The organism is Leisingera sp. M523, from assembly GCF_025141335.1.
Taxonomy (GTDB): domain Bacteria; phylum Pseudomonadota; class Alphaproteobacteria; order Rhodobacterales; family Rhodobacteraceae; genus Leisingera.
In genome coordinates, this window is sequence record NZ_CP081036.1 from 3,644,164 (window position 1) to 3,670,379 (window position 26,216).

27 protein-coding genes are annotated in these 26,216 nt (G+C 62.0%); 18 read left to right on the forward strand and 9 right to left on the reverse strand.

The window, feature by feature from the left end:
- Nucleotides 1-41 precede the first annotated feature (41 nt).
- On the reverse strand, nt 42-1,637 hold the full coding sequence (gene serA, locus K3557_RS18100) for a phosphoglycerate dehydrogenase (protein ID WP_259995452.1): 1,596 nt from the start codon (nt 1,635-1,637) through the stop codon (nt 42-44).
- Between the two features lie 98 nt (nt 1,638-1,735).
- Nucleotides 1,736-2,890, reverse strand: a complete 1,155-nt coding sequence (locus K3557_RS18105; RefSeq protein WP_259995453.1) for a phosphoserine transaminase — start codon at nt 2,888-2,890, stop codon at nt 1,736-1,738.
- A gap of 279 nt (nt 2,891-3,169) precedes the next feature.
- Here K3557_RS18105 and serB point away from each other — a divergent pair, with 279 nt between their 5' ends.
- From serB to K3557_RS18130, 5 genes are all read left to right on the forward strand, one after another.
- Nucleotides 3,170-4,045 (forward strand): phosphoserine phosphatase SerB, encoded by an 876-nt coding sequence (serB, locus tag K3557_RS18110; protein WP_259999680.1) that lies wholly within the window; start codon nt 3,170-3,172, stop codon nt 4,043-4,045.
- 8 nt (nt 4,046-4,053) lie between these two features.
- Entirely contained in the window at nt 4,054-4,812 is a 759-nt protein-coding gene (locus K3557_RS18115) for a TSUP family transporter (RefSeq protein WP_259995456.1), read from the forward strand.
- Nucleotides 4,813-4,948: 136 nt separating this feature from the next.
- Complete coding sequence (locus tag K3557_RS18120; RefSeq protein WP_259995458.1) at nt 4,949-5,269, forward strand: helix-turn-helix transcriptional regulator; 321 nt, start codon at nt 4,949-4,951, stop codon at nt 5,267-5,269.
- Between the two features lie 13 nt (nt 5,270-5,282).
- The gene (locus K3557_RS18125; protein WP_259995459.1) at nt 5,283-5,720 is read left to right on the forward strand and encodes an SRPBCC domain-containing protein; all 438 of its coding nucleotides are present in this window, start codon (nt 5,283-5,285) and stop codon (nt 5,718-5,720) included.
- Between the two features lie 32 nt (nt 5,721-5,752).
- Nucleotides 5,753-6,073, forward strand: coding sequence for a YciI family protein (locus tag K3557_RS18130; protein WP_259995461.1), 321 nt, complete (start codon nt 5,753-5,755; stop codon nt 6,071-6,073).
- 36 nt (nt 6,074-6,109) lie between these two features.
- Here K3557_RS18130 and K3557_RS18135 read toward each other — a convergent pair whose 3' ends face one another.
- On the reverse strand, nt 6,110-7,108 hold the full coding sequence (locus tag K3557_RS18135) for an asparaginase (RefSeq protein ID WP_259995462.1): 999 nt from the start codon (nt 7,106-7,108) through the stop codon (nt 6,110-6,112).
- A 193-nt stretch (nt 7,109-7,301) separates the two neighbouring features.
- On the opposite strand from K3557_RS18135, the gene K3557_RS18140 reads away from it, so the two are divergent.
- The 3 genes from K3557_RS18140 to rlmN all read left to right on the forward strand — a co-directional run bounded on the left by K3557_RS18140 (nt 7,302) and on the right by rlmN (nt 9,627).
- On the forward strand, nt 7,302-7,832 hold the full coding sequence (locus K3557_RS18140; RefSeq protein ID WP_259988911.1) for an invasion associated locus B family protein: 531 nt from the start codon (nt 7,302-7,304) through the stop codon (nt 7,830-7,832).
- A gap of 222 nt (nt 7,833-8,054) precedes the next feature.
- Nucleotides 8,055-8,330: a lysozyme inhibitor LprI family protein gene (locus K3557_RS18145; protein WP_259995464.1), complete on the forward strand. Its 276-nt coding sequence runs from the start codon at nt 8,055-8,057 to the stop codon at nt 8,328-8,330.
- Nucleotides 8,331-8,439: 109 nt separating this feature from the next.
- Nucleotides 8,440-9,627: a 23S rRNA (adenine(2503)-C(2))-methyltransferase RlmN gene (gene rlmN / locus K3557_RS18150; protein WP_259995471.1), complete on the forward strand. Its 1,188-nt coding sequence runs from the start codon at nt 8,440-8,442 to the stop codon at nt 9,625-9,627.
- Between the two features lie 42 nt (nt 9,628-9,669).
- Here the strand turns inward: rlmN and K3557_RS18155 are convergent, their stop codons facing one another.
- Nucleotides 9,670-10,911 carry a reprolysin-like metallopeptidase gene (locus K3557_RS18155; RefSeq protein WP_259995472.1) on the reverse strand — a complete coding sequence of 414 codons (1,242 nt, stop codon included), beginning with the start codon at nt 10,909-10,911 and terminating at the stop codon, nt 9,670-9,672.
- A 340-nt stretch (nt 10,912-11,251) separates the two neighbouring features.
- Here K3557_RS18155 and K3557_RS18160 point away from each other — a divergent pair, with 340 nt between their 5' ends.
- Nucleotides 11,252-11,452, forward strand: coding sequence for a hypothetical protein (locus K3557_RS18160; protein ID WP_409201190.1), 201 nt, complete (start codon nt 11,252-11,254; stop codon nt 11,450-11,452).
- 31 nt (nt 11,453-11,483) lie between these two features.
- On the opposite strand, the gene K3557_RS18165 is transcribed toward K3557_RS18160, so the two are convergent.
- The gene (locus K3557_RS18165; RefSeq protein ID WP_259995473.1) at nt 11,484-12,332 is read right to left on the reverse strand and encodes a TIGR00730 family Rossman fold protein; all 849 of its coding nucleotides are present in this window, start codon (nt 12,330-12,332) and stop codon (nt 11,484-11,486) included.
- 147 nt (nt 12,333-12,479) lie between these two features.
- On the opposite strand from K3557_RS18165, the gene K3557_RS18170 reads away from it, so the two are divergent.
- The 4 genes from K3557_RS18170 (at nt 12,480) to K3557_RS18185 (ending at nt 16,586) form a co-directional block, all read left to right on the forward strand.
- Complete coding sequence (locus K3557_RS18170) at nt 12,480-13,400, forward strand: threonine/serine dehydratase (RefSeq protein ID WP_259995474.1); 921 nt, start codon at nt 12,480-12,482, stop codon at nt 13,398-13,400.
- 38 nt (nt 13,401-13,438) lie between these two features.
- The gene (locus K3557_RS18175) at nt 13,439-14,038 is read left to right on the forward strand and encodes a GntR family transcriptional regulator (RefSeq protein ID WP_259995475.1); all 600 of its coding nucleotides are present in this window, start codon (nt 13,439-13,441) and stop codon (nt 14,036-14,038) included.
- A 110-nt stretch (nt 14,039-14,148) separates the two neighbouring features.
- Nucleotides 14,149-14,976, forward strand: coding sequence for a 2,3,4,5-tetrahydropyridine-2,6-dicarboxylate N-succinyltransferase (dapD, locus tag K3557_RS18180; protein ID WP_259995476.1), 828 nt, complete (start codon nt 14,149-14,151; stop codon nt 14,974-14,976).
- Nucleotides 14,977-15,218: 242 nt separating this feature from the next.
- Nucleotides 15,219-16,586, forward strand: coding sequence for a formimidoylglutamate deiminase (locus tag K3557_RS18185; protein WP_259995477.1), 1,368 nt, complete (start codon nt 15,219-15,221; stop codon nt 16,584-16,586).
- Here K3557_RS18185 and K3557_RS18190 read toward each other — a convergent pair.
- Nucleotides 16,583-17,116 (reverse strand): HutD family protein, encoded by a 534-nt coding sequence (locus K3557_RS18190; protein WP_259995479.1) that lies wholly within the window; start codon nt 17,114-17,116, stop codon nt 16,583-16,585. The two genes, K3557_RS18185 and K3557_RS18190, sit on opposite strands and share 4 nt — an antisense overlap.
- Nucleotides 17,117-17,257: 141 nt before the next feature.
- On the opposite strand from K3557_RS18190, the gene K3557_RS18195 reads away from it, so the two are divergent.
- Nucleotides 17,258-17,605 carry a hypothetical protein gene (locus tag K3557_RS18195; RefSeq protein WP_259995482.1) on the forward strand — a complete coding sequence of 116 codons (348 nt, stop codon included), beginning with the start codon at nt 17,258-17,260 and terminating at the stop codon, nt 17,603-17,605.
- Between the two features lie 9 nt (nt 17,606-17,614).
- On the opposite strand, the gene K3557_RS18200 is transcribed toward K3557_RS18195, so the two are convergent.
- From K3557_RS18200 to K3557_RS18210, 3 genes are all read right to left on the reverse strand, one after another.
- Complete coding sequence (locus tag K3557_RS18200) at nt 17,615-18,670, reverse strand: transporter substrate-binding domain-containing protein (RefSeq protein ID WP_259995484.1); 1,056 nt, start codon at nt 18,668-18,670, stop codon at nt 17,615-17,617.
- Nucleotides 18,671-18,778: 108 nt separating this feature from the next.
- On the reverse strand, nt 18,779-19,855 hold the full coding sequence (locus K3557_RS18205) for a Hint domain-containing protein (protein ID WP_259995486.1): 1,077 nt from the start codon (nt 19,853-19,855) through the stop codon (nt 18,779-18,781).
- A 5-nt stretch (nt 19,856-19,860) separates the two neighbouring features.
- The gene (locus K3557_RS18210; RefSeq protein ID WP_259995488.1) at nt 19,861-21,432 is read right to left on the reverse strand and encodes a Hint domain-containing protein; all 1,572 of its coding nucleotides are present in this window, start codon (nt 21,430-21,432) and stop codon (nt 19,861-19,863) included.
- Nucleotides 21,433-21,748: 316 nt separating this feature from the next.
- Here K3557_RS18210 and dapE point away from each other — a divergent pair, with 316 nt between their 5' ends.
- From dapE to rnr, 4 genes are read left to right on the forward strand one after another with little or no spacing between them, the layout of a single operon-like run.
- The gene (gene dapE / locus K3557_RS18215; protein WP_259995496.1) at nt 21,749-22,894 is read left to right on the forward strand and encodes a succinyl-diaminopimelate desuccinylase; all 1,146 of its coding nucleotides are present in this window, start codon (nt 21,749-21,751) and stop codon (nt 22,892-22,894) included.
- Nucleotides 22,891-23,316, forward strand: coding sequence for a GNAT family N-acetyltransferase (locus K3557_RS18220; RefSeq protein ID WP_259995498.1), 426 nt, complete (start codon nt 22,891-22,893; stop codon nt 23,314-23,316). The genes dapE and K3557_RS18220 overlap by 4 nt, the downstream gene beginning before the upstream one ends.
- Nucleotides 23,313-23,885: a TIGR04282 family arsenosugar biosynthesis glycosyltransferase gene (locus K3557_RS18225; RefSeq protein WP_259995510.1), complete on the forward strand. Its 573-nt coding sequence runs from the start codon at nt 23,313-23,315 to the stop codon at nt 23,883-23,885. The genes K3557_RS18220 and K3557_RS18225 overlap by 4 nt, the downstream gene beginning before the upstream one ends.
- 50 nt (nt 23,886-23,935) lie before the next feature.
- Nucleotides 23,936-26,215, forward strand: a complete 2,280-nt coding sequence (rnr, locus tag K3557_RS18230) for a ribonuclease R (RefSeq protein WP_259995517.1) — start codon at nt 23,936-23,938, stop codon at nt 26,213-26,215.
- Nucleotide 26,216: the final 1 nt, after the last annotated feature.

Here is a 26,216-nt window from a genome sequence, read left to right on the forward strand (position 1 = left end):
CCGGGCGGCGTTCCTGATTGAACCAGTTACGCAATCAACTTTCAGACGACGTCGAATGCCAACGGTTTGATCTGGTTGAACAACCCGGTTTCGGCCAGCTTGGCGCGGACCTCTGCTGGCACCTCGTCATCCACATACAGCAGTGCGATGGCTTCGCCGCCGGCTTCGGAGCGGCCCAGGGTGAAATTGGCAATGTTCACATCGCTTTCGCCCAAGGTATGGCCCAGGGTGCCGATGATGCCAGGCACGTCCTCGTTAGTGGTGTACAGCATATGCGCACCGACCTCGGCCTCGATATTGATGCCCTTGATCTGGATGAACCGCGGCTTGCCGTCGGAGAACACGGTGCCAGCCACCGAGCGTTCGCGCTTGGAGGTCACTGCGGTCACCTTGACATAGCCGTCGAAGGTGCCGGATTTGTCCTGGTTTGTGGTCGAAATCTGGATGCCGCGCTCCTTGGCGACCACCGGGGCGGAGACCATGTTCACCTCGGGGTTGGCGCGCTTCATGATACCGGCAATCACCGCACAGTTCAGCGCGTCCAGGTTCATCTCCGAGGCGGCACCATCATAAAGGATGTTGATCGCCTTGATCGGTTCATCCGTCATCTGCCCCACGAAGCTGCCCAAGTGGTCGGCCAATTTGATCCAGGGGCCCATGACCTTGGCTTCTTCCGCCGTCACCGAGGGCATGTTGAGCGCGTTTTCAACCGCGCCGGTCAGCAGGTAGTTGGACATCTGCTCAGCCACCTGCAGTGCGACGTTCTCCTGCGCCTCGGTGGTGGCGGCACCCAAATGCGGGGTGCAGACCACATTGGGCAGGCCGAAGAGGGCGTTTTCCTTGGCCGGCTCGACCGAGAACACGTCAAAGGCCGCACCTGCCACATGGCCGGAGGTCAGCAATTCCGCCAGCGCGCCCTCATCCACCAGGCCGCCGCGGGCGCAGTTGATGATGCGCACGCCCTTCTTGGTCTTCTCCAGGTTTTCCTTGGACAGGATGTTGCGGGTCTGGTCGGTCAGCGGCACATGCAAGGTGATGAAGTCGGCACGGGCCAGTAGCTCGTCCAGCTCAACCTTTTCGACGCCCATCTTGTCGGCCTTCTCAGTGCTCAGGTACGGGTCATAGGCCACCACCTTCATCTTGAGGCCGCGGGCGCGGTCGCAGACGATGCCGCCGATGTTGCCGGCGCCGATCACACCCAGGGTCTTGGCCGTCAGTTCGGTGCCCATGAACTTGGACTTCTCCCATTTGCCCGCATGGGTGGACGCCGAGGCTTCGGGCAGCTGACGGGCGGTTGCAAACATCATGGCGATGGCGTGTTCGGCGGTGGTGATCATGTTGCCGAAGGGGGTGTTCATCACAATGACGCCGCGCTTGGAGGCGGCTTCTTTGTCGATGTTGTCGGTGCCGATGCCAGCGCGGCCGATCACCTTGAGGTTTGCGGCACTCTCCAGGATCTTTTCGCTCACTTTGGTCGCCGAGCGGATCGCCAACCCGTCGTACTGGCCGATGATTTCCGCCAGTTTTTCCTTGTCCTTGCCCACATCAGGCAGGAAATCGACGTCGATGCCCCGGTCGCGGAAGATCTGGACGGCAGCTTCGGACAGCTTGTCGGAGATGAGAACTTTGGGAGCCATGTTGGTGGTCCTTTTCATACGGGGGCCTGTGCGGCCTGATATTGTGAAGGGTTCCCTGGAAGGGAGTTCCGGGGCGGTGCCCCGGAGCAGAGCCGAATTCAGGCGGCTTCAGTCTGGAGGGCGATCTCAGCCTCGAAGGCCCATTTGATCCAAGGCATCAGGGCGGCCACATCAGTGGTTTCAACCGTGCCACCGCACCAGATCCGCAGGCCCGCAGGCGCGTCGCGGTAGGCGCCGATGTCATAGGCTACGCCTTCATTTTCCAGCCGTTTGGCCACGGCCTTGGCAAACGCTGCGCCGTCCTGAATGCGCTCATCCGTAAATTTTAGGCAGACAGAAGTGTTGGAACGGTACTCCGGCTGTTCAGCCAGGAACGCGATCCAGGGATTGTCCTGCACAAAGCTTTGCACTGCGGCGAGGTTGGCGTAGGCGCGTTCGCGCAGGCCTTCCATGCCGCCAACCGAGCGCGCCCAGTCCAGCGCCAGCAGGTAATCCTCAACCGCCAGCATCGAGGGCGTGTTGATAGTCGCACCCTGGAAAATGCCGTCGATCAGCTTGCCGCCCTTGGTCAGGCGGAAAATTTTCGGCAGCGGCCAGGCGGGGGTGTAGCTTTCCAGCCGTTCGACCGCACGGGGGGAAAGGATGATCATGCCGTGCGCCGCTTCGCCGCCCAGCACCTTCTGCCAGGAGAAGGTGGTCACATCCAGTTTGTCCCAGGGCAGGCGCTGCGCAAAGGCGGCAGAAGTGGCATCGCAGATGGTCAGCCCTTCGCGGTCCGCCGGGATCCAGTTGCCGTTGGGAACCCGCACGCCGGAAGTCGTGCCGTTCCAGGTGAAGACGACGTCATTGGCGAAATCGACAGAGGCGAGGTCCACGATCTGGCCGTAGTCGGCGGTCTTGACGGTGGCGTCCAGTTTCAACTGCTTAACCGCGTCGGTCACCCAGCCAGAGCCGAAGCTTTCCCAGGCCAGCATCTCGACACCGCGGGCCCCCAGCAGGTTCCACATCGCCATTTCCACCGCGCCGGTATCCGACGCAGGGACAATGCCGATCTTGTAATCAGCAGGGATGTTCAGAATTTCGCGGGTGCCTTCGATCGCCGCCTTCAGACGCTCCTTGCCAACCGCAGCGCGGTGCGAACGGCCCAGCGGCGCGCCGGCAAGTTTGGCGACGTCAAAAACAGGAGGTTTGGCGCAAGGGCCAGAAGAAAAACGCGGATTTACCGGCCGCGATGCCGGTTGTGCAATAGCCATGAATGCTACCCTTCCAGATAAGCGCCCCTCGTTGGGGAGGGGTGTCCCGCCACCAGAGCTAGGCCGCTGCAGCGCGGCATGCAACAGGAAAGTCGGAAAAATACGGCCATACACACTCTTTTTGCGACACGTTTTTCCACCATCGGAAACAGGCGTCCTGAATTCGCTGCTGGCGGCCTGCCTTATAACGCCCCCTGTTTTCCACAGCATCGAGCAGGCTGGCCGATCCAGCGGCGGACCGTTATGACAAGGCGAACCCCGATGAAACGGAGCCTGCCGATGTTTGCTGCCACCCTGCTTTGCAACCCTGCCAGCCCGGTTCTGGAGCCTCCGCTGATCGAATCGCTGCGCAATGCCTGGGGCGGTGGCGAGGCTGTCTGGCTGGCGCCAGGTGCCGCAGCTGAGTTTTCGCTGGAGCAAATGCCGGACAACCGGTGGAACGTCTGGGAGGATCTGCAGAAGCTGGGCGTGGATCTGGTCATTCAGCCCAACGCCGGGCGCAAGAAGAAGATGCTGCTGGCCGATATGGACTCCACCATGATCCAGCAGGAGTGCATTGACGAGCTGGCAGAAGAAGCGGGCGTTGGCGCACGGGTCAAGGACATTACCGCACGGGCAATGAACGGCGAGCTGGATTTTGAAGGCGCGCTGACCGAGCGGGTGGGACTGCTGAAAGGGCTGCCGGAAACGGTGATCGGCAAGGTGCTGGCCGAGCGCATCACTTACATGCCCGGCGGCAGGCATCTGCTGGCCACGATGAAGGCAGAGGGCGCTTATGCGGCGCTGGTGTCGGGCGGGTTCACGGCGTTCACCGCACAGGTGGCGGCAGAGCTGGGGTTTGACGAAAACCGCGCCAACACCCTGACCGTGGAAGACGGCAAGCTGACCGGAGAAGCAGGCAGGCCGATCCTGGGCCGGGAAGCCAAGGTGGAGGCGCTGGAGCAGATCACCGCCCGGCTGGGGATCGGTGCGGCGGATGTCATTGCGGTAGGTGACGGCGCCAATGATCTGGGGATGCTGAAACGCGCGGGCGCCGGGGTGGCGCTGCATGCCAAACCTTCGGTTGCGGCAGAATGCGACATCCGCATCAACCACGGCGACCTGACTGCGCTGCTGTACATCCAGGGCTACGGTCACGGCGATTTCAAAGGCTGATCAATCACATGCTGGAAGTGGGGATCGAGACCCTGATGCTGCTGCTGGCAGCCGGGTTTGTTGCGGGCTTCATCGACGCGCTTGCCGGCGGCGGCGGCCTGGTCACCTTGCCTGTTCTGCTGCTGGCTGGGGCCAGCCCTGTCACAGCCTTGGCGACGAACAAGATCCAGGGGCTGTTCGGAGCCGCCACCGCGGCGGCCACCTATGCCCGGGCCGGCCATGTTGATCTGAATTCGCAGCGTAAACCTGCGCTGATCGCCTTTACCGCATCGGTTGCAGGCGCCTTTCTGGTGACCTTCTTGCCCACCGAGTGGATCCGCCTGTTCCTGCCAGTACTGCTGATTGCCATCGCCATATTCTTTGCGGTCAAGAAAGGGCTGGATGATCTGGACCGGCAGAGCCGCCTATCGCCTGCCCTGTTTGCCGCAACAATGGTTCCCTTGTGCGGTGCTTATGACGGGCTGCTGGGGCCGGGGGCAGGCAGTTTCTACATGCTCGCCTTTGTCTCCCTTGCCGGTTATGGCATCCTCAAAGCCACGGCCCATACCAAACTGCTGAACTTTGCCTCCAATGCGGGCGGGCTTGTTGCCTTTTCCTTTTTTGCCACCCCTTGGTGGATCACCGGCCTGCTGATGGGATTGGCCCAGATTGCCGGCGCGCGTGCAGGAGCCGGGCTTGCAAACAAGCAGGGTGCGAAGCTGATCAAGCCGCTGCTGGTGCTGACTTCAATAACGCTGGCGGCAAAACTTCTTTGGGACATGCGGTGATCTGCTGACCCGCACCTGCCGGTGCCGGACTTTGGACCGCGCGGTTTTGTCTTGCTGAATACGGGTCAATTGCACCCAAATGTCTACTGCCATTTTTTAACATGACACTTAATTAACAAAAGTGATAATAATAGATATGATACCGATTCTGAAATCATTTGCCGCGCTGTCGGATGAAACCCGTATGTCGATCGTCGACCAGCTGATTGCAAAAGGCGAGCTGCCTGCAGGCGATCTGGCACCGGGTGCGGGCATTTCGGCGCCTGCGATCTCGCGCCATCTGAAGGTGCTGCGCGAGGCCGGGCTGGTCACCCAGCGCGCCGATGGCACCAGGCGGCTGTATTCGGCCCGGCCCGAAGGCCTGCGGATGATTGCCGAGTGGACCCAGTCCCGGCGCGCCTTCTGGGAGGGCGGCCTGGACCGGCTGGAGGCAGCTTTAATGGCAGATGACACCTGATGGAGGAAACCGCATGAGTGATCTGCAGCTGCAAAGGGTTTTTCCCGTCAGTCCGGAACAGCTGTTCGCCTGGGTGACCACCCCGGACAAGCTGCTGAAGTGGTGGGGCCCGGAGGGGGTGCATATCCCGGAACATAATCTGGACCTGAGCCGTACCGGCCCTTGGTATTCTGTCATGCAAAACAGTGACGGCCAGCGGTTTCACGTCTCGGGCCAAGTGACCCATGTGGATGGGCCGAAATCCGTCGGCTTCACCTGGGCCTGGCATGACGAGGACGGCAGCCGCGGCGCTGAAAGCCATGTGACCTTCACCATCGCTGCCACCGAAGACGGCGCCATGCTGCTGATTGACCACCGTGATCTGGACGGCACCGAGATCGCATCGCGCCACGAACAGGGCTGGACTTCGACCCTGCGCAAGCTGGAGGCGCAACTGGCCGAACAAATCTGAATCACGTCCACCGCAACCAAGGGAGAAGACCAATGCCACAGTTCATTTTTGCCTATCACGGCGGCAAGAAGCCCGAGAGCGAAGCAGAAGGCGCCAAGGAAATGGAGGCCTGGAAGAATTGGATGGGGTCGATGGGCGACGCACTGAAGATCCCCGGAGCGCCGGTTGGCATGTCCAAAACCGTCAGCGCCGGCGGCGTGGCGGACAATGGCGGCGCCAATCCACTTTCGGGCTACACGGTGGTAGAAGCCGCCGACCAGGATGCTGCCTGCGAAATGGCCAAGGGCTGCCCGATGGTGGTGAGCGGCAACGGTTCAGTCGAAGTGGCCGAGATCATCGACATGGAAATGTAGGCTGCATGCCCCGGGGCCGGCCCGGGGCAGCTATTTTCAAAACAGCAGCTCGGCTGCCGGGCGGATGGATCCGCACTCCAGCCCGCGGCGGCTGTAAAGTGTCTTGTTCATGTATTTGCGGGTTTCCGGGTGCTCGGCCTCCAGCACACCAAGGCTGACCATCAGCGCGGCAATCACGCATTCGCTGGCGCGGGTGGCGCCGTCGGTGATCTTCACGGCTACGCCCATCTTCTGTTCAGGCAGGATCGCGATGAACACCGCCTCGGCGCCGGTCTTAATCGCTACTTTGCCGCCCATCGCACGCATCAGGTTGGTGCAGCAGCGGCTTTCGCCTGCGACCAATTCGGGATGCGCCGTCATTGCCGCCACCAGCTGCTGCGCCGCTTGCGATGCGCGGTCAGAGCGGTCTGCAGCACTGGCAAACCAAGCCATGGACCGTGCGAGGCCAGATACGGTGGTGGCAAAATTCGGCGCTGAGCAGCCGTCGATGCCATAGCCGGGACTATCCTGCCCGGTGGTTTCCTCAAACGCCGCCAGACAGGCCTGCTGCACCGGGTGATCAACTTCGATGTACTCGGCCCCTGCCCCCAGATATTGGGTCAGGGTCAGAAAGCCCGCGTGTTTACCAGAGCAGTTGTTGTGAACCTGGCAGGGGCTGTTGTCGGACTTGATCAGCTCATTGCGGGCCGGGATGTCGTCTGGCAATTGCGTGCCGCAGCGGAAGTCGTCATCGCCAAGGCCCAGCTGATCCAGCCAGGTATTCACCCGCTCGGTGTGGATATGCGCACCGTTGTGGGACGCACAGGCAAGCGCCAGCTGTTCGGACGTCAAGCCATAGCGCGCGGCAGCGCCGGAGGTGATCAACGGCAGCGCCTGGATCATCTTGGCAGAGCTGCGCGGGTAGATCACCGCATCCGGATCCCCCCAGCTGCGCACCACCTTGCCCGTGTCATCACAAATGACGGCATGACCCAGATGCAGGCTCTCCAGCAGCGGGCCGCGCCAGACTTCGGCCATGGGCACAGGTTTCGGCATGATATCTCCCCTTGTGTTTCCGTGCGGTTTTCTGGGCGAAAACCTGCCAAAACGCACTTTCGCCCGTGGTGCTAGTTACGTTAGTGTGCTTGTGTAGCGCAAGCGAGGGGATCGGGACCAGACGGCGGTTGAAACGCTGCGGACCCTTTGTTTGGTATTTGAGGTTTAGAGAACAGTCTTGGAGTCGGGACAAATGGCATTGAAACTTGCCCGCGTGGCTGCGGGCCTGTGTCTGGCAGCATTGGCAACCACCGCATCTGCGCAAGCAACGTCGAACAACCGCGTTGCAGCCAAAGTGGACTGGAGCGTCTTTGAAGGCGACAATCCCAACGAGTGCTGGGGGGTTTCCGCACCAAAGGAAACCGTGAACACCCGCGACGGCCGCGTCGTGGCGGTGCGCCGCAGCGAGATCCAGCTGTTTGTCACCTTCCGCAGCAGCGATGCCCCCAAAGGCGAAGTCAGCTTTACCGGCGGCTACCCCTTTGCGCCGGGTTCCACCGTGAACATGGCCATCGGCGAGTCCGAGTTTGAACTGTTCACCGAGGGCGAATGGGCCTGGCCGGCGACACCTGCGGATGATGCCAAGATCGTTACCGCTATGAAACGCGGCGCAAATGCGGTGCTGACCGCGCGGTCCGCCCGGGGCACCCAAACCAAGGACAGCTTCTCGCTGCTGGGCTTTACGGCCGCCTTGGATGACGCGGAAAAACGCTGCAGCAAGTAATTTCGGCTGCCTAGCGGAAACACACCAAACCCCGGCCTGTGCCGGGGTTTTCTTGTTTGAGGCCCGCAAGCGGCGTAGCATGGGAAGCAGGAGGTGCTTGCCATGCCGAACTCAGCCAGTCTCCCGTGCGCTTGCCTCGCAGTTGCGCTGCTTTTCCCGCCCGCGTTTGCCAATCCGGCGCTGGAATGCGGCGCAGGAAGCCGTGAGGAAATCGGATCCTGTGTGGCGGACGATGAAGAAGGAGTGGAAGCCGCATTGCTCAACGCGCTGGAAGCCGCAATGGTCGCCGCCGCAGAGCGTGACAACTCCAATGGCGGGACTGCGGTTGAAGCTGCACTGATGCAGAGCCAAACAGCCTGGGAAGGATTCCGGAGCGCGCATTGCGCTTTTGCCGGCGAAGCCCATGCGGTGCGTGAAGACGCCGGAATTGCAACGCGGGCGTGCTGGACGACCCTGGGACGTGCCCGGGTCGAGGAACTGGTGCGGTTTGCCAAATAGGCACTGGTCAAATCCGCGGTCTGAAACTTGTGTTCAAGGATTCCTTTTGATCTTCCGCGGGAATCCTATATAGAGCCGCATCCGCCCACCAGCACCGAGGCTAAAGCCAATGACCGCCAGCGCGCCGATCACCCAGGACGTATTGACCCTGCCCCGCAAGGATCCCGAGGGCGGCAAGGTCAATCTTGTCGGCCTCACCCGTGAACGCATGCGCGAGGTGCTGATCGAACATGGCACCCCGGAAAAACAGGCCAAGATGCGGGTCGGGCAGATTTGGCAGTGGATCTACCAGTGGGGCAAGCGCGATTTCGCGGATATGACCAACCTGGCCAAAGCTTATCGGGCGGAACTGGCGGATACCTTCGAAGTCCGCATCCCGGAAGTGGTGAGCAAACAGGTCTCCACCGACGGCACCCGCAAGTATCTGGTGCGCATCAATGGCGGCCACGAGGTCGAAGTGGTCTATATCCCCGAAGACGGCCGCGGCACGCTGTGCATCTCATCTCAGGTGGGCTGCACCCTGACCTGCTCTTTCTGCCACACCGGCACCCAGAAGCTGGTGCGCAACCTGACCCCGGCCGAGATTGTCGGCCAGGTGATGATGGCGCGCGACGATCTGGAGGAATGGCCGGTGCCGGGCGCGCCCAAGGACGAAACCCGCCTGCTGTCGAACATCGTGCTTATGGGCATGGGCGAGCCGCTGTATAATTTCGACAACGTCCGCGACGCGATGAAGATTGCGATGGACCCCGAGGGCATCTCGCTCAGCCGTCGCCGGATTACCCTGTCGACCTCAGGCGTGGTGCCGGAGATTGCCCGCACCGCCGAGGAAATCGGCTGCCTGCTGGCAATTTCCTTCCACGCCACCACCAACGAGATCCGCGACAAGCTGGTGCCGATCAACAAGCGCTGGAACATCGACACGCTGCTGCAGGCGCTGGCGGATTACCCCAAAGTGTCGAATTCCGAGCGGATCACGTTTGAATATGTGATGCTGGACGGGGTGAACGACACCGACGCGGACGCGCACCGTTTGATTGAGCACATCAAGCGCTACAAAATCCCGGCCAAGATAAACCTGATCCCGTTCAATGAATGGCCGGGCAGCCCGTACAAGCGGTCTTCGAACAACCGAATTCACGCCTTTGCCAATATCGTCTATCAGGCCGGCTATGCCTCGCCGATCCGCAAGACCCGCGGCGATGACATCATGGCTGCCTGCGGCCAGCTGAAATCGGCGACCGAACGCGCCCGCAAAAGCCGTAAGCAGATTGAGGCCGAAACCGGGTTGAAGTAACCCGGCTCCGGCCCCGGCGCGGCAGGGTCCCCGGCTGCCGTATCAGGTAAACAGGAAGTGGTCCTCGGTGAGTGTGCCGGTGTAGCCGGTCAACTCGATCTCGTGACTGCCGAAAAATCCGATCAGGGTGTTGCCATTTACCTGTGTGATGGTCAGATCGCCGAATTCTTCCACTGAAGTGTCAGAGAATTCGATCCGGTCATCGCCTCTGCCGAAATCCGTAATGACTTCGTCTTCCCAATAATCGGCAGACACGAACACAAAAACATCCGCGTGTTTGCCTCCTGTCAAGACGTCAGACCCTTCACCGCCGACTAGGCGGTCTTTACCGTTGCCGCCGATCAGCCTGTCACCCCCCTGACCGCCAAACAGCGTGTCCCTGCCGCCATTACCTTTCAGAAAGTCGTCTTCACCGTAGGCGCCTGAATAGTCGGTCTCATCCAATCCGCCGATCAGAACGTCCGACCCCTTACCGCCCGCCAGCCTGTCTTCGCCATAGCCACCGGTCAGAGTGTCAGCGCCGCCGCCGCCGAACAGGCGGTCATCCGCTTCGCGCCCAATGACGGTATCTTCGCCTCCCCTGGCATAAATCTTGGTATCCTGCCCGGTCGCCAATACAGTTTCTGCACGGCTGCTGGCCTTGATCACCACGTCGCCCGCCGTATTGGCGTAAGCTCTCCATCCTGCGGTGCTGCCAGTATCGCCATAAAGATGGGTCAGGGCTTGCACATCAAACGTGCCCAGTTCCGTGACGTTGTACCCGGCATAGTTATAGGTCATCACGGTGTGTTCCTGGTCGTCCAGGTGGTCCGCCAGCGTAGTGTCACCGTCATGCGGATGTTCAAGGCCCAGCGCATGGCCGATCTCGTGCAGCACCGTTTCATAGCCATAGGAGCCCGGCGCCATATTGCTGCTTTTAATCGCCAGTTCGCCCTCATTGGTGGAATATGAGGTGGACCAGGCAAGATCCGCCCAGCCTGCAGCAGAGCCGCCGTTGTAGCCAAAGGCGTTGATCATCGCCGGGCCGTCCGTTTCGACAAACAGCACGCCGGCCGCCTCTTCAAACTCCGCAAGAGCCAGGCGGAAATAGTCGCGCTGCGTGCTGTTGAAGGACCAATAGCTGCTGGCGCCATAAGGGTCGTCAGCCGCATCCCCCAAGTCGCCGCTATCGACAAAGCTGTATGTCACCACAGTTTGAGTGCCGGGATCAGCCAAGCTGTTCCAGCGGAGGCTGCTGTTCGATGTATAGGCTAATAGCGCCGTGTAATCTGAAACTTCGGGCATCAACGGTCTCCACTATCCTGTCAACGGTAAGTTTTTGTTTGTAAATGTGGCCAAGTTTGGCCCGTTTCCGGCCTCAAGCCGAGCGAAGAAATGACAATTTTCTGCAATTGGCAAATTCCTGCGCGAAAACCGTCTGATGAAGTCCGGTTTCCCGCCGGTTCTACCGCCCGCATTGCCGCGGCATCACCACGCCTGAGAACTGTTGCGCAAGGGCCGCACTCAGGGACACAGGCCAGCCTGCCGTACTCTTTTCACAATACAGCTAAAATTCCGCCCTTTGCCGGGAACAATTTCCAAAACGCAGACAATTCATTTTCAGAAGGACTCACAGATGGCTCCAATGGAACGCAAGACTGCCCCGATTGACCCCAGCGTACTGGACCTGATCCGCAGCGAACGGGAAAAGGCCCTTAGTCCGCGGGAATGGCAGTTCCGCCTGCGCGGTTACGGCTATTCAGTAAAAACCGTGGAAGGTGCCCAGATCCTCACCCGGCTGACCACCGGCGACGAAATTGGCAGGCTGCCGCCGGAATTCGCCTGATCCCGGCAGCAGCTGTATTTGTTAACGGCGCTTAGCGCTCGCGTCCGGGCAGGCTGTCGCGCGGCGGCGCAGGCTCCCAGTTGTCGATGATTTCCACCGCCTCCTGTGCGGTGTCGACCACGCGGAACAGGTCAAGATCCTGATCCGAAATGGTGCCGGCGTCACCCAGCGCCTCCCAATTGATGATCTTGTCCCAGAACGCCTTGCCGAACAGCAGGAACGGCACCCGCTCCATCCGGCCGGTCTGGATCAGCGTCAGGCTCTCGAACAGCTCGTCCAGGGTGCCAAAACCGCCGGGGAATACGGTGATCGCCCGCGCCCGCATCAGGAAATGCATCTTGCGGATCGCGAAGTAGTGGAAATTGAAGCTGAGGTCCGGCGTCACGTACCCGTTGGGCGCTTGCTCATGCGGCAGCACGATCGACAGGCCAATGGACTGGCCGCCCGCGTCCAGCGCGCCGCGGTTGCCCGCCTCCATCACACCGGGGCCGCCGCCGGTTACGATCACGTTCTGACGGCCGCCGCTCTCCTTCGATTTTATGGTCATCAGCCGGGCAAACTCGCGCGCCTCATCATAGAAATGCGACAGATCCGCCAGCGTCTGTGTCCGCGCCTGATCTTTATGCTTGGGATCCGGGATCCGGGCGCCGCCGAACATCACGATGGTGCTTTCGATGCCATGCTCATTCAGCATCAGCTCCGGCTTCAGCAGCTCCAGCTGCAGCCGCACCGGGCGCAGTTCCTCGCGGCACAGAAACTCTTCATCGGCAAAGGCAAGCCGGTAGGCAGGCGCCTGGGTCTGCGGCGTGGCGGGCACATGTTCGGCCCGGTCCCGGTCGGAATGGGCATCGCGGAAACGGCTGTGGCGGTCTTCGGTCATAGAAAATCCCAGATTAATCAACAGGACTCCCTTTGTAGCCGCCCTTGGCCGTTAGCGCCAATCAAGAATGCAGGAAATGCCACTGCCCGCTTGCGCCCGGCGGTAGCGCGGCTAAGGTTCCGGCGCAGCAGGCAGGGAGATCGGCGCATGAACTGGCAGAATGAAATCAGGAATGCAGCAGAACGCGTTGGCCCACATGTGCAGCAGACCCCGGTGATGCAAACGCAGGGCTTCGGCCTGGATTTCCCGGTGGAGCTGAAGCTGGAGCACATGCAGCACACCGGCAGCTTTAAGGCCCGCGGTGCCTTTAACACATTGCTGAGCCAGCCAGTGCCGCCGGCGGGACTGGTGGCAGCTTCTGGCGGCAACCACGGCGCCGCCGCAGCCTATGCCGCGCACCAGCTGGGCCACAAGGCCCGGATTTATGTGCCCGAGATGGCAGGCCCGGCCAAGATTTCTCTAATCGAACGCACCGGGGCTGATCTGCAGGTGGTGCCCGGCGCCTATGCCAACGCGCTGGAGCGGGCCCAGGCCTATGAGGCGGAGACCGGCGCCATGCAAGTCCACGCCTACGACGCCCCCGCCACTGTTGCGGGTCAGGGCACCTGCTTTGCCGAATGGCAGGCCCAAGGCCTTGAGGCGGATACCCTTCTGATCGCGGTGGGCGGCGGCGGGCTGATTGCCGGCGCGCTGGTCTGGTTCCAGGGGGCAAAGAAGATCGTGGCGGTGGAGCCCGAAACTTCTTGCGCGCTGAATGCGGCATTGCTGGCCCGCCAACCGGTGGATGTGGACGTCTCCGGCGTCGCGGCCAACGCTCTTGGCGCCAAACGCATAGGCGCTATCTGTTTCGAACTCGCTTCGGCACCGGGCCTGACTTCGGTGACCGTACCGGACAGCGCCATCACCAGGGCCCAGACCGCGCTGTGGCGCGAACGGCGGATCCTGGTCGAACCCGCAGGCGCCACCGCCCTGGCTGCACTGTTGTGCGGAGCCTACCGCCCTGCGCCCGGCGAGCGTGTGGCGGTGCTGATCTGCGGCGGCAACATAGCCCCGGACCCGCTGGGATAATCCTTGCGGCCCTCCATCAGCCCCGGTATCGCCAAGATATGTCGGCAACCATCGCAGATACCATCTACCGCAGCCTGAGCGAGCGCATCATTACCGGCAGCCTGCCTGCTGGCGAAAAGCTGCGCCAGGATCATATCGCGCGCGCGTTCGAGGCGAGCCATGTGCCCGTGCGGGAGGCACTCCTGCGGCTTGAGGCACATGGGCTGGCGGTGTCCGAACCCCGCCGCGGCACCCGGGTCAGCGCCCTGGACCCTTCCGAAATCCGTGAGGTGATCGAGATGCGGGTGGCGCTGGAGGTGCTGGCCCTGACCCACGCCTTCGCCCGCCTGACACCAAAGGATATCAAAGCCGCCGAGGCCGCCCGTCTCGCCTGTGATGCGGCACAGGACATGGCCGGTTGGGAACGGCTTAACCGGGCCTTTCACAAGACGATCCTTGCTCCTTGCGCGATGCCCCGGCTCTTGGCCTCGATTGACGATCTGCATATCGCCGCTGCCCGGCATCTGTTTGCCAACTGGCAGCATCAATGGACCCGCCGGACAGACAGTGATCATGCCGCGATCGTGCAGGCGATGGAGCGCCGCGATCCCGCTGCGGCTTGCGAAATCCTGCGTCGGCACCTGCGCCGGGTGCGCTGACTGCCGGCAAAACGCCGTCGGGGGCGGCAATTTGGACGCAATCCGGACATGACCTGCGGGCAGATTGCCGTTATGTAACCCCGAATCTAACGAATGCCGGAGGAACCCCCATGTCCAACGCCCAGCTGGAAGCAGCGATCGAAGCCGCCTGGGAGGCGCGCGACACCATCACCCCCGCCACCACCGGCGAGACCCGTGAAGCCATTGAAGACACCCTGAATGCGCTGGACTCCGGTTCCCTGCGTGTGGCCGAAAAGCTGGACAGCGGTGACTGGCACGTGAACCAATGGGCGAAGAAGGCGGTGCTTTTGGGCTTCCGGATCAAGGACATGGAAATCCACGAAGGCGGCCCGCAGGCCGGCGGCTGGTGGGACAAGGTCGACAGCAAATTTGCCGGCTGGGGTGAAGAGCAGTGGAAATCTGCTGGCTTCCGCGCGGTGCCCAATTGCGTGGTCCGCAAATCCGCCTACATCGCGCCGGGCGCGGTGCTGATGCCGTCTTTCGTGAACCTCGGCGCCTATGTCGGCGAAGGCACCATGGTCGACACCTGGGCCACCGTAGGCTCCTGCGCCCAGATCGGCAAGAACGTGCACCTGTCGGGCGGCGTCGGCATCGGCGGTGTGCTGGAACCGATGCAGGCGGGGCCCACCATCATCGAGGACAACTGTTTCATCGGCGCCCGTTCCGAGGTGGTCGAAGGCTGCATCGTGCGCGAAGGCTCGGTTCTGGGCATGGGCGTGTTCATCGGCAAATCGACCAAGATCGTCGACCGCGAAACCGGTGAAGTGACCTTTGGCGAAGTGCCGCCTTACTCGGTTGTGGTCGCAGGCTCGATGCCGTCGAAAAACAACATCAGCCTCTATTGCGCGGTCATCGTGAAGCGGGTGGACGAAAAGACCCGCTCCAAAACCGGCATCAACGAGCTGCTGCGCGACTGATCCGCGCTGCATTGCAGAAACAATAGAGCGCGCCCCATCCGGGCGCGTTTTTTATTGGGGCTTTGCCCCAAACCCCAGGATATTTCGAGCAAGAGGAAGAAACAGGGGTCCGCTATTCCTCTTGCCGGAAATATCCCGGGGTGAGGCCGCGAGGCCAAGGGGCAGCGCCCCTCCAGCGCAATACTCTTGCAGCACAAAAAACATGCCGCTAATAGTATTACATCTACACATAAGAGAGTTAGATGCAGACCATATTCGCCCAGCACGCCCGCCTGCCCCAAGGATGGGCAGAGAACCTCCGGCTGACGAAAGAGAGCGGCCGGATTTGCTCATTGGAATCCGGTGCCCAGCCGCAGCCGGGCGACGCGCGGGCAGATGTGCTTCTGCCGTCGCTGGGCAATCTGCATTCCCACAGCTTTCAGCGCGCGATGGCGGGAATGACCGAATACCGCGCTGCGGGCAAGGACAGCTTCTGGACCTGGCGCGAGTTGATGTACCGGTTCGTGGACCGCATCACCCCGGAGCAATACGAGGCTATCGCTGCGCTGGTTTTCATGGAGATGCTGGAAGCCGGCTATGCCTCCGCGGGCGAGTTCCACTATGTCCATCACCAGCCGGGCGGTGCGCATTTTGCATCACTGACCGAGCTTAGCGAGCGGGTGTTTGCCGCCGCCAGCCAGACCGGTATCGGTCTCACCCATCTGCCTGTGCTCTATACCTACGGCGGGGCGGGAAAACAGGCTCTGAATGGGGGCCAGCAGCGGTTTGGCAATTCGGTTGCGGAATTCTCTGAATTGGTCGCCCGGGCCCGCAAAATTGCTGCGCGGGATCTGCCGCAGGACGCCTGCGTCGGCATCGCACCGCACTCGCTGCGCGCCACCTGCCCCGAGGACCTGGCAGCAGTGCTGCAGATCCAGGACGGGCTGCCGGTGCATATCCATATCTCCGAGCAGCCAAAAGAAGTCGCCGACATCAGTGATTGGCTGGCTGCACGTCCTGTCGAATGGCTGCTGGACAACGCATCCGTCGATGGCAAATGGTGCTTGATCCATGCCACCCACATGACAAGCGCTGAGACCGCCGGCATGGCGCGTTCGGGAGCGGTCGCAGGGCTGTGCCCGATCACAGAGGCAAACCTGGGCGACGGCCCGTTCAACGGGGGAGAGTATCTGGCGAATGATGGCGCGTTCGGGGTTGGTTCAGACTCTAACGTGCGGATTTCGCTGCCCGAGGAGCTGCGCACGCTAGAGTATTCCCAACGTTTGCGCGACCTGGCCCGCAATGTGCTGGTACCGGGAGCAGGCTCGGTAGGGGAAACGCTGTATTTGGGCGCAGCTAAAGGCGGCGCGCAAGCTTTGGGCCGGGATGCCGGCCGGATCGAGGAAGGCGCACTGGCGGATCTAGTGGCCATCGACAGCAGCGTCCCGGCGCTCTGCGCGCTGAAGCCGGAGCAGATGCTGGACGGGCTGTGTTTTGCGGCAGGCGACGACACTGTGACGGATGTCTGGAGCGCCGGCCGCCATGTTGTGCAACAGGGCCGCCATATCGCCCGCGACAGTGTGGTTGCGGGATACCGGACCGCGATCAGGGATCTGTTGAACAGTCTCTAAACAGGCAAAAACCGCAGCTGGATAACCACGCCGCCATCGGAGATCCTTCCGCTGACGGTGCTTTCCAGGACGATCCCTTCGCCTGGGGCAAGGTGCCCCTGGCCTGCAAGATTCAGGCTGCCGGATACAACAAAGAACACTTGGCTGCCTGCAGCATCGGGCAGCGCGCCGTCTCGCAAAATTGCCGCGTCTGCCGTGACCCGCACCGGATCGTAGATCACGTTGAAAGCCTTGCAGGGCCCTTCGCGCAGACGGCTGTCAAATTCCATGCCGCCATCGAAACGCAGCGGTTTCAGCGGCCACGCTTGCAGCTGTGTTTCGCTATTTGACAGTGTGTGGCCCGCGCCCTCCACGATGCAATGGATGCGGGCAAGGCCTGGAAAGGCGGAAAACGGGCCGCTGCGCGAAATATCCGCCAGGCTGAGACGCCAGACCATCTGGCCGTCTTCCTGATGCAAGGCCAATTCGCGGGTCACACCGCCGCCGTTTTTCCAAGGCACCGGCTGGGCAGTCAAAGCGGAGATGCGCATCAGCGGGTCCTTTGGGAAACTGATTAAGCGTGGACATAAATCCTGATCACGCCTGCTTGCAAGCCTTTCGCCAGCCCGGACAGTTTCCCCGCTGCCGCTATTTGATTGACCACCCCCCCGCCCCGGCGCTATGGCGGCGGCATGGAAAAGAAGAAACCCTCCCGCCAGCAAGTCTATACCCTGCTTGTCCAGATCGGACGCAAGGACGGCGACGGCCTGCCTGATGGCGCCACTGGCGCGGCGCTGATGATCTATGCCTCCGGCGTGGACGAGGCCGAGGCGGTGCGCGAAACCGTGGCGATTCTGAAACAGGCCGACACCGCGCCGCTGGATGTGACCGGATACGGCACCCTGGAAGAACGTGAGGCCGAAGGCCATGAGATCGGTGATGAAGAAAGCGCGCTGATGCAGCGGGCACTAGAGGAAAACGCCGTGATCGTTGCCCAGATGACCCCGTTCTTTGACGGCGAGGAGCCGGTTTTCCACTAACTCCACAGGTCAGTTCTGGCTGCCGAACCATTTACGGTAAAGCGCGTCATAACTGCCGTCTTCCTGCATCGCCAGCAACACCCGGTTGGCATCTTCCACCAGCGGTGAGCCGGCCGGGAACACCAGCCCGTAATTCTCGCGCAGGAAGGGCTGGCCAATGGTTTGGCCGTATTGATGCCCTCCTTGCTGTACATAGAAATTCAGCACCGGCGCATCAAAAACCAATGACTTCACCTCACCGGCTTCAAAGGCGGCCAGCATCTCTTCCAGACCGCTAAAGGCGGAATAGTCGATCTCGCGCCGGTCAAGGAACCCGGCTGCCGTCGACCCGCCAATGGTTGCAACCGATCTTCCATAAAGATCGTTGACCGAGTTCACCGAGCCGCTGATCGCCTCCACCGTCATCACAGCAGTGATCTTGGCGACAAAGACCGAGACGACGAACAGCGACGACACAACCAGCACCACGCCGAACATCCGCCCTACCGGCGTGCGCGGCACCCGTTCCTCAAATCCGCCGTTCACCACCAGATTCAGCGCCCACCAGAAGGACGGAAACCAAGCCTCTTTCAATGGGCGGTCAAAATAGGGCTGGGCGCGGCGCTCGAAAACCCACATCAGCATGCCGCCGCCGAACAGCAGCATGAAGGCAATGCCGATGGCGGCAGCCAGATCCCAGGACAATAATGCCCGCATCAGCGACGGCTGGCGGATTTCATCGGCCTGCACCAAGATCTGCAGTCCGCTTTCAAAAATCGGATGGCTGAAATCCATCGCAATTTCGCGCGATGCGGTGATGGAGATATTGGCTGCGGCCAGATCCGCCTCGCCGCTGCGCACCCCCTCCAGCATCTCCGCAAAGCTGTTCGTGCGGTTAACCTGGTAGTCCCAGTCCAGCCGCGCCGCCAGAATTTTCAGAAGTTCCAGGGAAAAGCCCGTGTCGCGCCCCTCCTCCAGCATGGAAAAGGGCGGCCGGGTAACCGTGTTTACCGTCAGCACCTGCGCAGACAGCAATTGCCCCCAAAGCAGGAACAGGGCGGCGGTGGTCAGGCGAAGATACAGCACGGAAACGCTCGGGTCAGGCCTCTGGGATGGTTTTAACGTCCTTAGGCGGTTCCCCTTTTTCACGCAAGCACCTTGGCAGCAGAGACCTGATTCGAAGCCGCGGATGTGTCAGGCGGTCCGCCGTTCGGCCAGCACTGCGGCGTCAAAGGCCCGCAGCACCGGGAATTTCGGCTGCCGGTGCTCGGGCAGGGCTGCGGCGCCCAGCGGTGCCAAAAGGCTGGCAGCCAGCCGCTGGAGATCGCGGCGCAGACGGCCTAGAAACAGGCTTTCGGTCATGGCGCCGGCCGCCAGCAGCGGCTCATGATCCGGCAGCACCGCCTGGCAGTAAGTGATCAGCGGGCTGCTGCCTGGCGCGCCCGGCAACGCGGTGCCGGTCCCCAGCAGATTGCCCGCCGGCACCAGAACCGCGGGCTGGCCGAACAAATACTCCACCTCGGATCCTGACAGCACCAGCCGCTGAAACGGTGCCACGTGAATATCCCGCTGCAGCCCGAAATAGGGCGCCCTGAGCCGCACCGGCGCAAAGGAGCCTAGCGCCGGCACCTGCCGTTCGATCACATGCAAGACCGGCACCGCCTCACCGTTGCTGGTCAGAACCAGATCACCCCGCTGCAAACCATTCAGCGCACTGTAGCCTTCAGGTGTGGCAATCGGGGTGGACGGCAGCAGCGCAGGGGCCGGACCGGCCGGCTCCATGCAGCTGGAGAACGCCACGTATTCTACTGCCGGCGCCACATAGCCCAACGGTCCGGTCAGCGCCTGCAGATCCCGCAGCCGCCAGGGTTTGGGTCCGGCCAGGGCAGCAATCTGCATCTGGCTGCCGTCCGGCTGTTCCAGCGTCAGCCGCCCTGTGCGGGCAGGTGCATCCCAGGCATAAAGCAGCCGCAGCCGGCCGGTGCGGCCCAGGCTGGTTGGATTAAGCGTCTGGTGCAGCACGGAACCGCTTTGCTCCAGCACAAAGCTTAAGCCGCCGCCCGGCACCGCTTGCAATGCCAGCCGCAACGGCCAATCGCCGCATTGAGAATAAAGCAGAAGCGGCTCTGGCCGTGCGCTTTCCGGCAGCTGGAATTCCAGCATGATTGTGCCGCGCACCAACAGGCCGTCGCTGTCAGATACCCCCGCTGTCAGCAGCACCTGCGGATCGCTCCAGCTGTGGCCGCTGCCAAAGACCGCAAACCAGCCCACCGGCGTCAGGCCGCCTGGATCGCGGCCAGCAGCCGCCCTTCATAGGCTTTAAGCGCTGGCCGCGCTGCGGCGCTGTAACCAGCGCCCGTTTCCGGATCAAGCTCCGGGAACAGCGCGCAGATCTCCTCTGCCACCGGCCGGTCGAACAGGTTGACAATCTGCGGGCCGGGCAAAAAGCTCTCAGTAGCAAGACCTTCGGAGTAAATCACTTGATGACGGTCGAACATCAGATGCACATAGGTGACTTCGCCGCCCGGACAACGTGCCACACTGCGCCCATTGACCAGATCCTTGGCGGCCACCAGCACCTCTTCCTCGCCAAAGAACAATTCAGCATGGGCGCCGCGCACCAGCACCCGGTGCTGCGGAGAAACCATCAGTTCGCCATGACGGCCAAACGTATCCGCGGCAATTCGGATCGGCGCAAAATCATCTTCTGCCGCCACCGATCGCCCGCCGGTCCAGCACAGCACCTGCGCACCATCGTCGCGGGTCTCCACCAGATCACCGGGCATCAGATCCTCCACCGGCACCTCGCCATAGGGGGTCCGGATCCGGGTGCCGGCCACGAAACAGGGGATCGAGCTGGCATTGACAAAGCCGGTATCGGAATTGACGCCATTGGTCACGCCATAGGTAAAGTTGAAGTCCTCAACATCGCCATCACCGATCAGGGTCAGCGTGCCATCCGCGTTCAGCTGCACCTCTTGACCGGTATTAAGCGTTACCACCGACCCGGCTGTCACCGCGGTGCCGTTGATATGGGTGATGGTCAGGCTGCCGCCGGAATTGTTCACGTCATTGGCCAGCACGTCGATTGTCTTGCTGCTGTCCGGTGCAACAAAAACCTTGTCGGTCATTGCCACCAGATCGGTCTGCACCGAATCTGCGGCGATCAGCAGGTTACTGTCGTAGCGGCTGTCGCTCACATCGGCGATGCCGATGCGGATGTCGTTCACCTCACCGGGGTTGACACGCATCGTCAGCGTCATGGTCAGGGTAAGCCCGTCCATCTCGGTGTTGAAATCGTCGCCGGCGTTATCGAGATACAGATTCTCGTTGATAGAGGAACTGATGTTGCTGGGATTGGCCTGGCCGTTGCCGATTTCCATCAACACCTGTTCGCCATTGACCCAGACCGCCACCACGTCCTGATAGACCGAGTTTTGGAATTCCGGAAATTCTTCGGAGGAAAAGACGAATTGCATCGTCATCACATCCGAATCGGGAATGAAGCTCACATCCAGATAGGAAGCATCATAAGTATTGGTGCCCGCTGCGGCATTGAAATCCGCATTATTGCTTTCGCCAGGTGTGTTGGTCGAGGTTTGGGTGGACCGGTTAGGGTCGCCGCCGGAGCGGGTGAAATGGCTGGCCCGCCCGGTCGACAGAATGACACCTGAATCGCCGGGTGTTGCGCCCGGCGCCAGGGCATCGCCATTTGAATAGATCGCCGAGGACTGGCTCCACCCCGAATAGGAAGCGCCGACAACAGTGGCTCCATCGCCAAAGATTGTTTGCGCCATCTGCGTTGCAGAGGCGTTCGTCTGATAATTGAGTTCAGCGCCTGTTGCCATGATTTGCCCACCTCTTGCCAGTCAGAGGCCGGACAAACGAGAGACGCAGGCCTGCACCTGCTGTCAATTACAGGCGCGCCGCGGCTGCGCACAGCTTGCTCCTGCTTGGCCTTTGCGGCCCTTGTTGCTCGTTTGGTTGCCCTGCCTCGGGTCATTATTAACAAAGTCTTAACATAAAATTTTACGTGAGTCAGATTGACCTGGGCGCATCTGCAAAACCGCAGCTTTTGCGCCACATTCCCTGCTGCAGCGACGAATTGCACCGCGCCCCGATCCGCGCTAGGCCTGTGCGCACTCGTAATTCAGGAGCCCGCCGATGCCGCAAACCGATCCCGCCCGCCTGACTGCCGACCTGATCCGCTGTCCGTCGATGACGCCCGAGGAAGGCGGCGCGCTGGTGCTGCTGGAGAAACTGCTGAGCGGCGCAGGTTTTGAGTGCACCCGCACTGATCGCGGCGAGGTCAGCAATCTGTTTGCCCGCTGGGGCGCCAAAGGACACGTCAAGACCTTCGGCTTCAACGGCCACACTGATGTGGTGCCGCTGGGGGATGAGGCCGCCTGGACCATGCCGCCCTTCGGCGCCGAGGAGAAAGACGGGCTCATGTACGGCCGCGGCGCCACTGACATGAAATCGGGGGTTGCCGCCTTTGCCGCTGCCGCGATTGATTTTGTGCGGGATTCACCGCCGGACGGCGCCATCATCCTGACCATCACCGGCGACGAGGAAGGCGATGCAGTGGACGGCACCACCGCGTTGCTGGACTACATGGGCCGCGAGGATGAGCAGATGTCTGTTTGCCTGGTGGGCGAACCGACATGCCCCAACGAGATGGGCGAGATGATCAAGATCGGCCGCCGCGGCTCATTGACCGCCTGGTTCACCATCACCGGCGTGCAGGGGCATTCGGCCTATCCGCACCGCGCCAACAACCCGCTGAACGCGATGGCGCGGCTGATGGACCGCCTGGCCAGCCATGAGCTGGACCAGGGCACCGATCATTTTGATGCCTCGACGCTGGCGGTCGTTACCATCGACACCGGCAACCCGGCCACCAATGTGATCCCGGCACAGGCGGCCTCAACCGTCAACATCCGCTTCAACGATTCTCATAGCGGCGCCAGCCTGAGCGCGTGGCTGCAAGGCGAGGCCGGTAAAGTAGCCGCCGATTTCGGTGTTGAAATCGGGATTAAGGTGAAAGTCTCCGGCGAAAGCTTCATCACCCCGCCGGGTGCGCTGTCAGATCTGGTTTCAGCGGCGGTTGAGGCGGAAACGGGTCGCAAACCTGACCTCTCGACCACTGGCGGCACGTCGGACGCGCGGTTTGTGAAAAACCACTGCCCAGTGGTAGAATTCGGCCTGGTCGGCAAAACCATGCATCAAGTGGATGAACGGGTGGAGGTCGCCCAGATCCACCAGCTGAAATCCATCTACACCCGCATTCTGCAGGATTTCTTTGCATGAGCCTGAGCATGGCTGTCACCGACGACCTTGAGACCTGCATTGCTCTGCGCCACCAGGTGTTTGTGGTAGAGCAAGGCGTGCCGGTGGAAGAGGAACAGGACACGCTGGATGCCTCTGCCACCCACCTGCTGGCCGTTCAGGACGGTGATCCGGTGGGAACCGCGCGGATTGTCTTCAAAGGCGACACCGCCAAGATCGGCCGGGTCTGCGTGCTGCAATCCGCACGCGGCACCGGGCTGGGCGCCAAGCTGATTGAAGCGGCGGTGGAAACCGCGCGGACCAAACCGGGCATATCCAAAGCCAAGCTGGGCGCGCAGCTCCATGCCATCGGGTTCTATGAAAAGCTCGGGTTCACCGCCTTTGGCCCGGTCTATGACGATGCCGGTATCGATCACCGGGACATGCTGCGCGATTTCACGTGAAACGCACCCTGATCATCATGGTCAAGGAGCCGCGCCCGGGCCGGGTCAAGACCCGTCTGGGCCGGGGTATCGGCGTGATTCCGGCAACCTGGTGGTTCCGCCACCAATCCGCCCGGCTGATACGGCGATTGCGCGATCCGCGCTGGCAGATTGTGCTGGCGGCAGCTCCCGACATCGCGGTGAATTCAAAGGTCTGGCCCGCTGATCTGCCCCGCCTGCCGCAAGGCAGCGGCGACCTGGGTCAGCGGATGAAGCGGATGCTGCAATCTGTGCCTGGTCCTGTCTGCCTGATCGGTGCTGACATCCCCGGCATCACCCGCGTTCATATCGCCCGCGCCTTCGAAGCGCTTGGCAATCACGACGCCGTCTTCGGCCCTGCGGAGGATGGCGGTTACTGGCTGGTGGGCGCCAAACACCCGGCCCGCCTGCCCCACGGTCTGTTTCAAAACACCCGCTGGTCAACGGAACATGCTCTGGCTGATACGCTGCAGACCCTGCCCGGATACCGTATCGCCCTGACTGATACTCTGCGCGACGTCGACACCGCTGCCGATCTGCCTCGCCGCTAAGCTGCGCTTTTCACCATGACGCCGCCCCCGCGCCATGCTACGCGGGAAGTATGAGCCGTATTCCCTCCAAGGCCGAAATCCTCGACTGGATCTCCGCCAACCCGACCCATACCTCCAAGCGCGACATCGCCAAGGCCTTTGGCATCAAGGGCGCCGACCGCATCGACCTCAAGCGAATCCTCAAGGAGCTGGAGGGTGAGGGCCATTTGCAAAAGCGCAAGAAGACCTACCGCGACCCGGACCAGCTGCCGCCGGTGACCGTGCTGCAGGTAAAGGCGCCGGATGCGGATGGCGACCTGTATGGCCGGCCGCTGGAATGGCATGGCGAAGGGGTGGAGCCGGTTATTCTGGTCCTCCCCCGCGCCTCAGATCCGGCCCTGGGCGAAGGCGACAAGATCCTGGCCAAGCTGCAGCTGGTGCCGGATCAGGACCACAACTATGAGGCCCGGCTGATCCGCCGCATCGGCAGCAACCCGAAACGGGTGCTGGGTATCTTCCGCGCCGGTTCCGAAGGCGGGCGGATTGTGCCGATCGACAAGGCCGCCTCCAGCGAATGGACTGTGGCCCCGGACGCCGTCAACGGCGCCAAGGACGGCGAGCTGATTGAGGCCGAACAGGCAGGACCCAAGGGCCGCATGGGCCTGCCGCGCGCGCGGATCGTGGAACGGCTGGGCGACCCGGCAGCGCCCAAGGCGGTGTCGCTGATTGCCATTCATCAGCATGGTATCCCCGATCACTTCCCCGACCCGGTCATGGCCGAGGCCGATGCCGCCAAACCGATGGGCCTCAAGGGCCGCGAAGACCTGCGCGAGCTGCCGCTGGTCACCATCGACCCGGCGGATGCGCGCGATCATGACGACGCCTGCTTTGCCCAGGCCGATGACGACCCCCAAAACCCCGGCGGCCATGTGATCTGGGTGGCGATTGCCGATGTGGCCGCCTATGTGCGCCCCGGCTCTGCCCTGGACCGCGAGGCCCGCAAACGCGGCAACTCCAGCTATTTCCCGGACCGGGTTGTGCCCATGCTGCCGGACCGGCTGTCGGGCGATCTGTGTTCCTTGCATGAAGGGGTGCCGCGCGCCTGTATCGCGGTGCGGATGCAGGTGGACGCCGATGGCAACAAAATCGGACATCGGTTTGTACGCGGGCTGATGCGCTCTGCCGCCTCGCTGCATTACGCCGAGGTGCAGGACGCCATTGATGGCACTCCGAATGAAAAAACCACGCCTTTTGTGGAAGATGTGATCAAGCCGCTTTTTGCCGCATATCAGGCTCTAAAAAGAGCGCGTGCGGTGCGGGAACCCCTGGACCTGGACTTGCCGGAGCGAAAAATCATCCTGGATGACGCTGGTCAGGTCACCTCGGTTGCCTTCCGCGACCGGCTGGATGCGCACAAGCTGATCGAGGAGTTCATGATCCTCGCAAATGTCGCCGCGGCAGAGACGCTGATCAAGAAACGCTCGCCGCTGCTGTTCCGGGTGCATGAAGAACCGGCGCAGGAAAAGCTGGAAGCATTGCGCGAAACCGCCCGCGCGGCGGGGTTGAATCTGGCCAAGGGCCAGGTGCTGCAAACCCGGCATCTGAATGCGCTGCTGAACCACGCGGCGGGAACCGATGAGGCGGAGCTGATCAACATCTCCACCCTGCGGTCGATGCAGCAGGCCTATTACAACCCGGAGAACTTCGGCCATTTCGGCCTGGCACTCAAGAACTACGCGCATTTCACCTCGCCGATCCGCCGCTATGCGGACCTGATCGTGCACCGCTCGCTGGTCTCCTCGCATGGCTGGGGCGACGATGGGCTGGACGAAGCCCAGATCGAACGGCTGGAGGACACCGCCACCCATATCTCTGACACCGAACGGCGGTCGATGATTGCTGAACGGGACACCACCGACCGTTATCTGGCGTCCTACCTCAGCGAACGGGTGGGCAATGAATTCGAAGGGCGGATCAGCGGTATTGCCCGGTTCGGGGCCTTTGTGAAACTGGATGAGACCGGCGCCGACGGGCTGGTGCCGGTGCGCTCGATCGGGCGGGAGTTTTTCCATTTCGACGCCCAGGCCGGCACGCTGATGGGGGCCGATACGGGCATGACCCTGGCCATCGGCCAACGGGTCACCGTGCGGCTGGTGCAGGCGGCACCCGTGACCGGCGGGCTGGAGCTGGAGTTGCTGGCAATTGAAAACCTGGAACTGCCCAAGGGCGGCGGATCCCGCAAAGGCGGACGGCGCAGCCCGGCAGGCCGGACTGTCAAGCGCAAGGCAGCAAAGTCCAAGCACAAAGGCGCCAAAGTAAAACGCAAAGTTGAGCGCAAACGGCGGAAATAGG

What these genes read in the sequence shown, in the direction of transcription:
- serA (WP_259995452.1), bottom strand. Translation starts at nt 1,637, where the DNA reads ATGGCTCCCAAAGTTCTCATCTCCGACAAGCTGTCCGAAGCTGCCGTC.
- K3557_RS18105 (WP_259995453.1), bottom strand. Translation starts at nt 2,890, where the DNA reads ATGGCTATTGCACAACCGGCATCGCGGCCGGTAAATCCGCGTTTTTCT.
- serB (WP_259999680.1), top strand. Translation starts at nt 3,170, where the DNA reads ATGTTTGCTGCCACCCTGCTTTGCAACCCTGCCAGCCCGGTTCTGGAG.
- K3557_RS18115 (WP_259995456.1), top strand. Translation starts at nt 4,054, where the DNA reads ATGCTGGAAGTGGGGATCGAGACCCTGATGCTGCTGCTGGCAGCCGGG.
- K3557_RS18120 (WP_259995458.1), top strand. Translation starts at nt 4,949, where the DNA reads ATGATACCGATTCTGAAATCATTTGCCGCGCTGTCGGATGAAACCCGT.
- K3557_RS18125 (WP_259995459.1), top strand. Translation starts at nt 5,283, where the DNA reads ATGAGTGATCTGCAGCTGCAAAGGGTTTTTCCCGTCAGTCCGGAACAG.
- K3557_RS18130 (WP_259995461.1), top strand. Translation starts at nt 5,753, where the DNA reads ATGCCACAGTTCATTTTTGCCTATCACGGCGGCAAGAAGCCCGAGAGC.
- K3557_RS18135 (WP_259995462.1), bottom strand. Translation starts at nt 7,108, where the DNA reads ATGCCGAAACCTGTGCCCATGGCCGAAGTCTGGCGCGGCCCGCTGCTG.
- K3557_RS18140 (WP_259988911.1), top strand. Translation starts at nt 7,302, where the DNA reads ATGGCATTGAAACTTGCCCGCGTGGCTGCGGGCCTGTGTCTGGCAGCA.
- rlmN (WP_259995471.1), top strand. Translation starts at nt 8,440, where the DNA reads ATGACCGCCAGCGCGCCGATCACCCAGGACGTATTGACCCTGCCCCGC.
- K3557_RS18155 (WP_259995472.1), bottom strand. Translation starts at nt 10,911, where the DNA reads ATGCCCGAAGTTTCAGATTACACGGCGCTATTAGCCTATACATCGAAC.
- K3557_RS18160 (WP_409201190.1), top strand. Translation starts at nt 11,252, where the DNA reads ATGGAACGCAAGACTGCCCCGATTGACCCCAGCGTACTGGACCTGATC.
- K3557_RS18165 (WP_259995473.1), bottom strand. Translation starts at nt 12,332, where the DNA reads ATGACCGAAGACCGCCACAGCCGTTTCCGCGATGCCCATTCCGACCGG.
- K3557_RS18170 (WP_259995474.1), top strand. Translation starts at nt 12,480, where the DNA reads ATGAACTGGCAGAATGAAATCAGGAATGCAGCAGAACGCGTTGGCCCA.
- K3557_RS18175 (WP_259995475.1), top strand. Translation starts at nt 13,439, where the DNA reads ATGTCGGCAACCATCGCAGATACCATCTACCGCAGCCTGAGCGAGCGC.
- dapD (WP_259995476.1), top strand. Translation starts at nt 14,149, where the DNA reads ATGTCCAACGCCCAGCTGGAAGCAGCGATCGAAGCCGCCTGGGAGGCG.
- K3557_RS18185 (WP_259995477.1), top strand. Translation starts at nt 15,219, where the DNA reads ATGCAGACCATATTCGCCCAGCACGCCCGCCTGCCCCAAGGATGGGCA.
- K3557_RS18190 (WP_259995479.1), bottom strand. Translation starts at nt 17,116, where the DNA reads ATGCGCATCTCCGCTTTGACTGCCCAGCCGGTGCCTTGGAAAAACGGC.
- K3557_RS18195 (WP_259995482.1), top strand. Translation starts at nt 17,258, where the DNA reads ATGGAAAAGAAGAAACCCTCCCGCCAGCAAGTCTATACCCTGCTTGTC.
- K3557_RS18210 (WP_259995488.1), bottom strand. Translation starts at nt 21,432, where the DNA reads ATGGCAACAGGCGCTGAACTCAATTATCAGACGAACGCCTCTGCAACG.
- dapE (WP_259995496.1), top strand. Translation starts at nt 21,749, where the DNA reads ATGCCGCAAACCGATCCCGCCCGCCTGACTGCCGACCTGATCCGCTGT.
- K3557_RS18220 (WP_259995498.1), top strand. Translation starts at nt 22,891, where the DNA reads ATGAGCCTGAGCATGGCTGTCACCGACGACCTTGAGACCTGCATTGCT.
- rnr (WP_259995517.1), top strand. Translation starts at nt 23,936, where the DNA reads ATGAGCCGTATTCCCTCCAAGGCCGAAATCCTCGACTGGATCTCCGCC.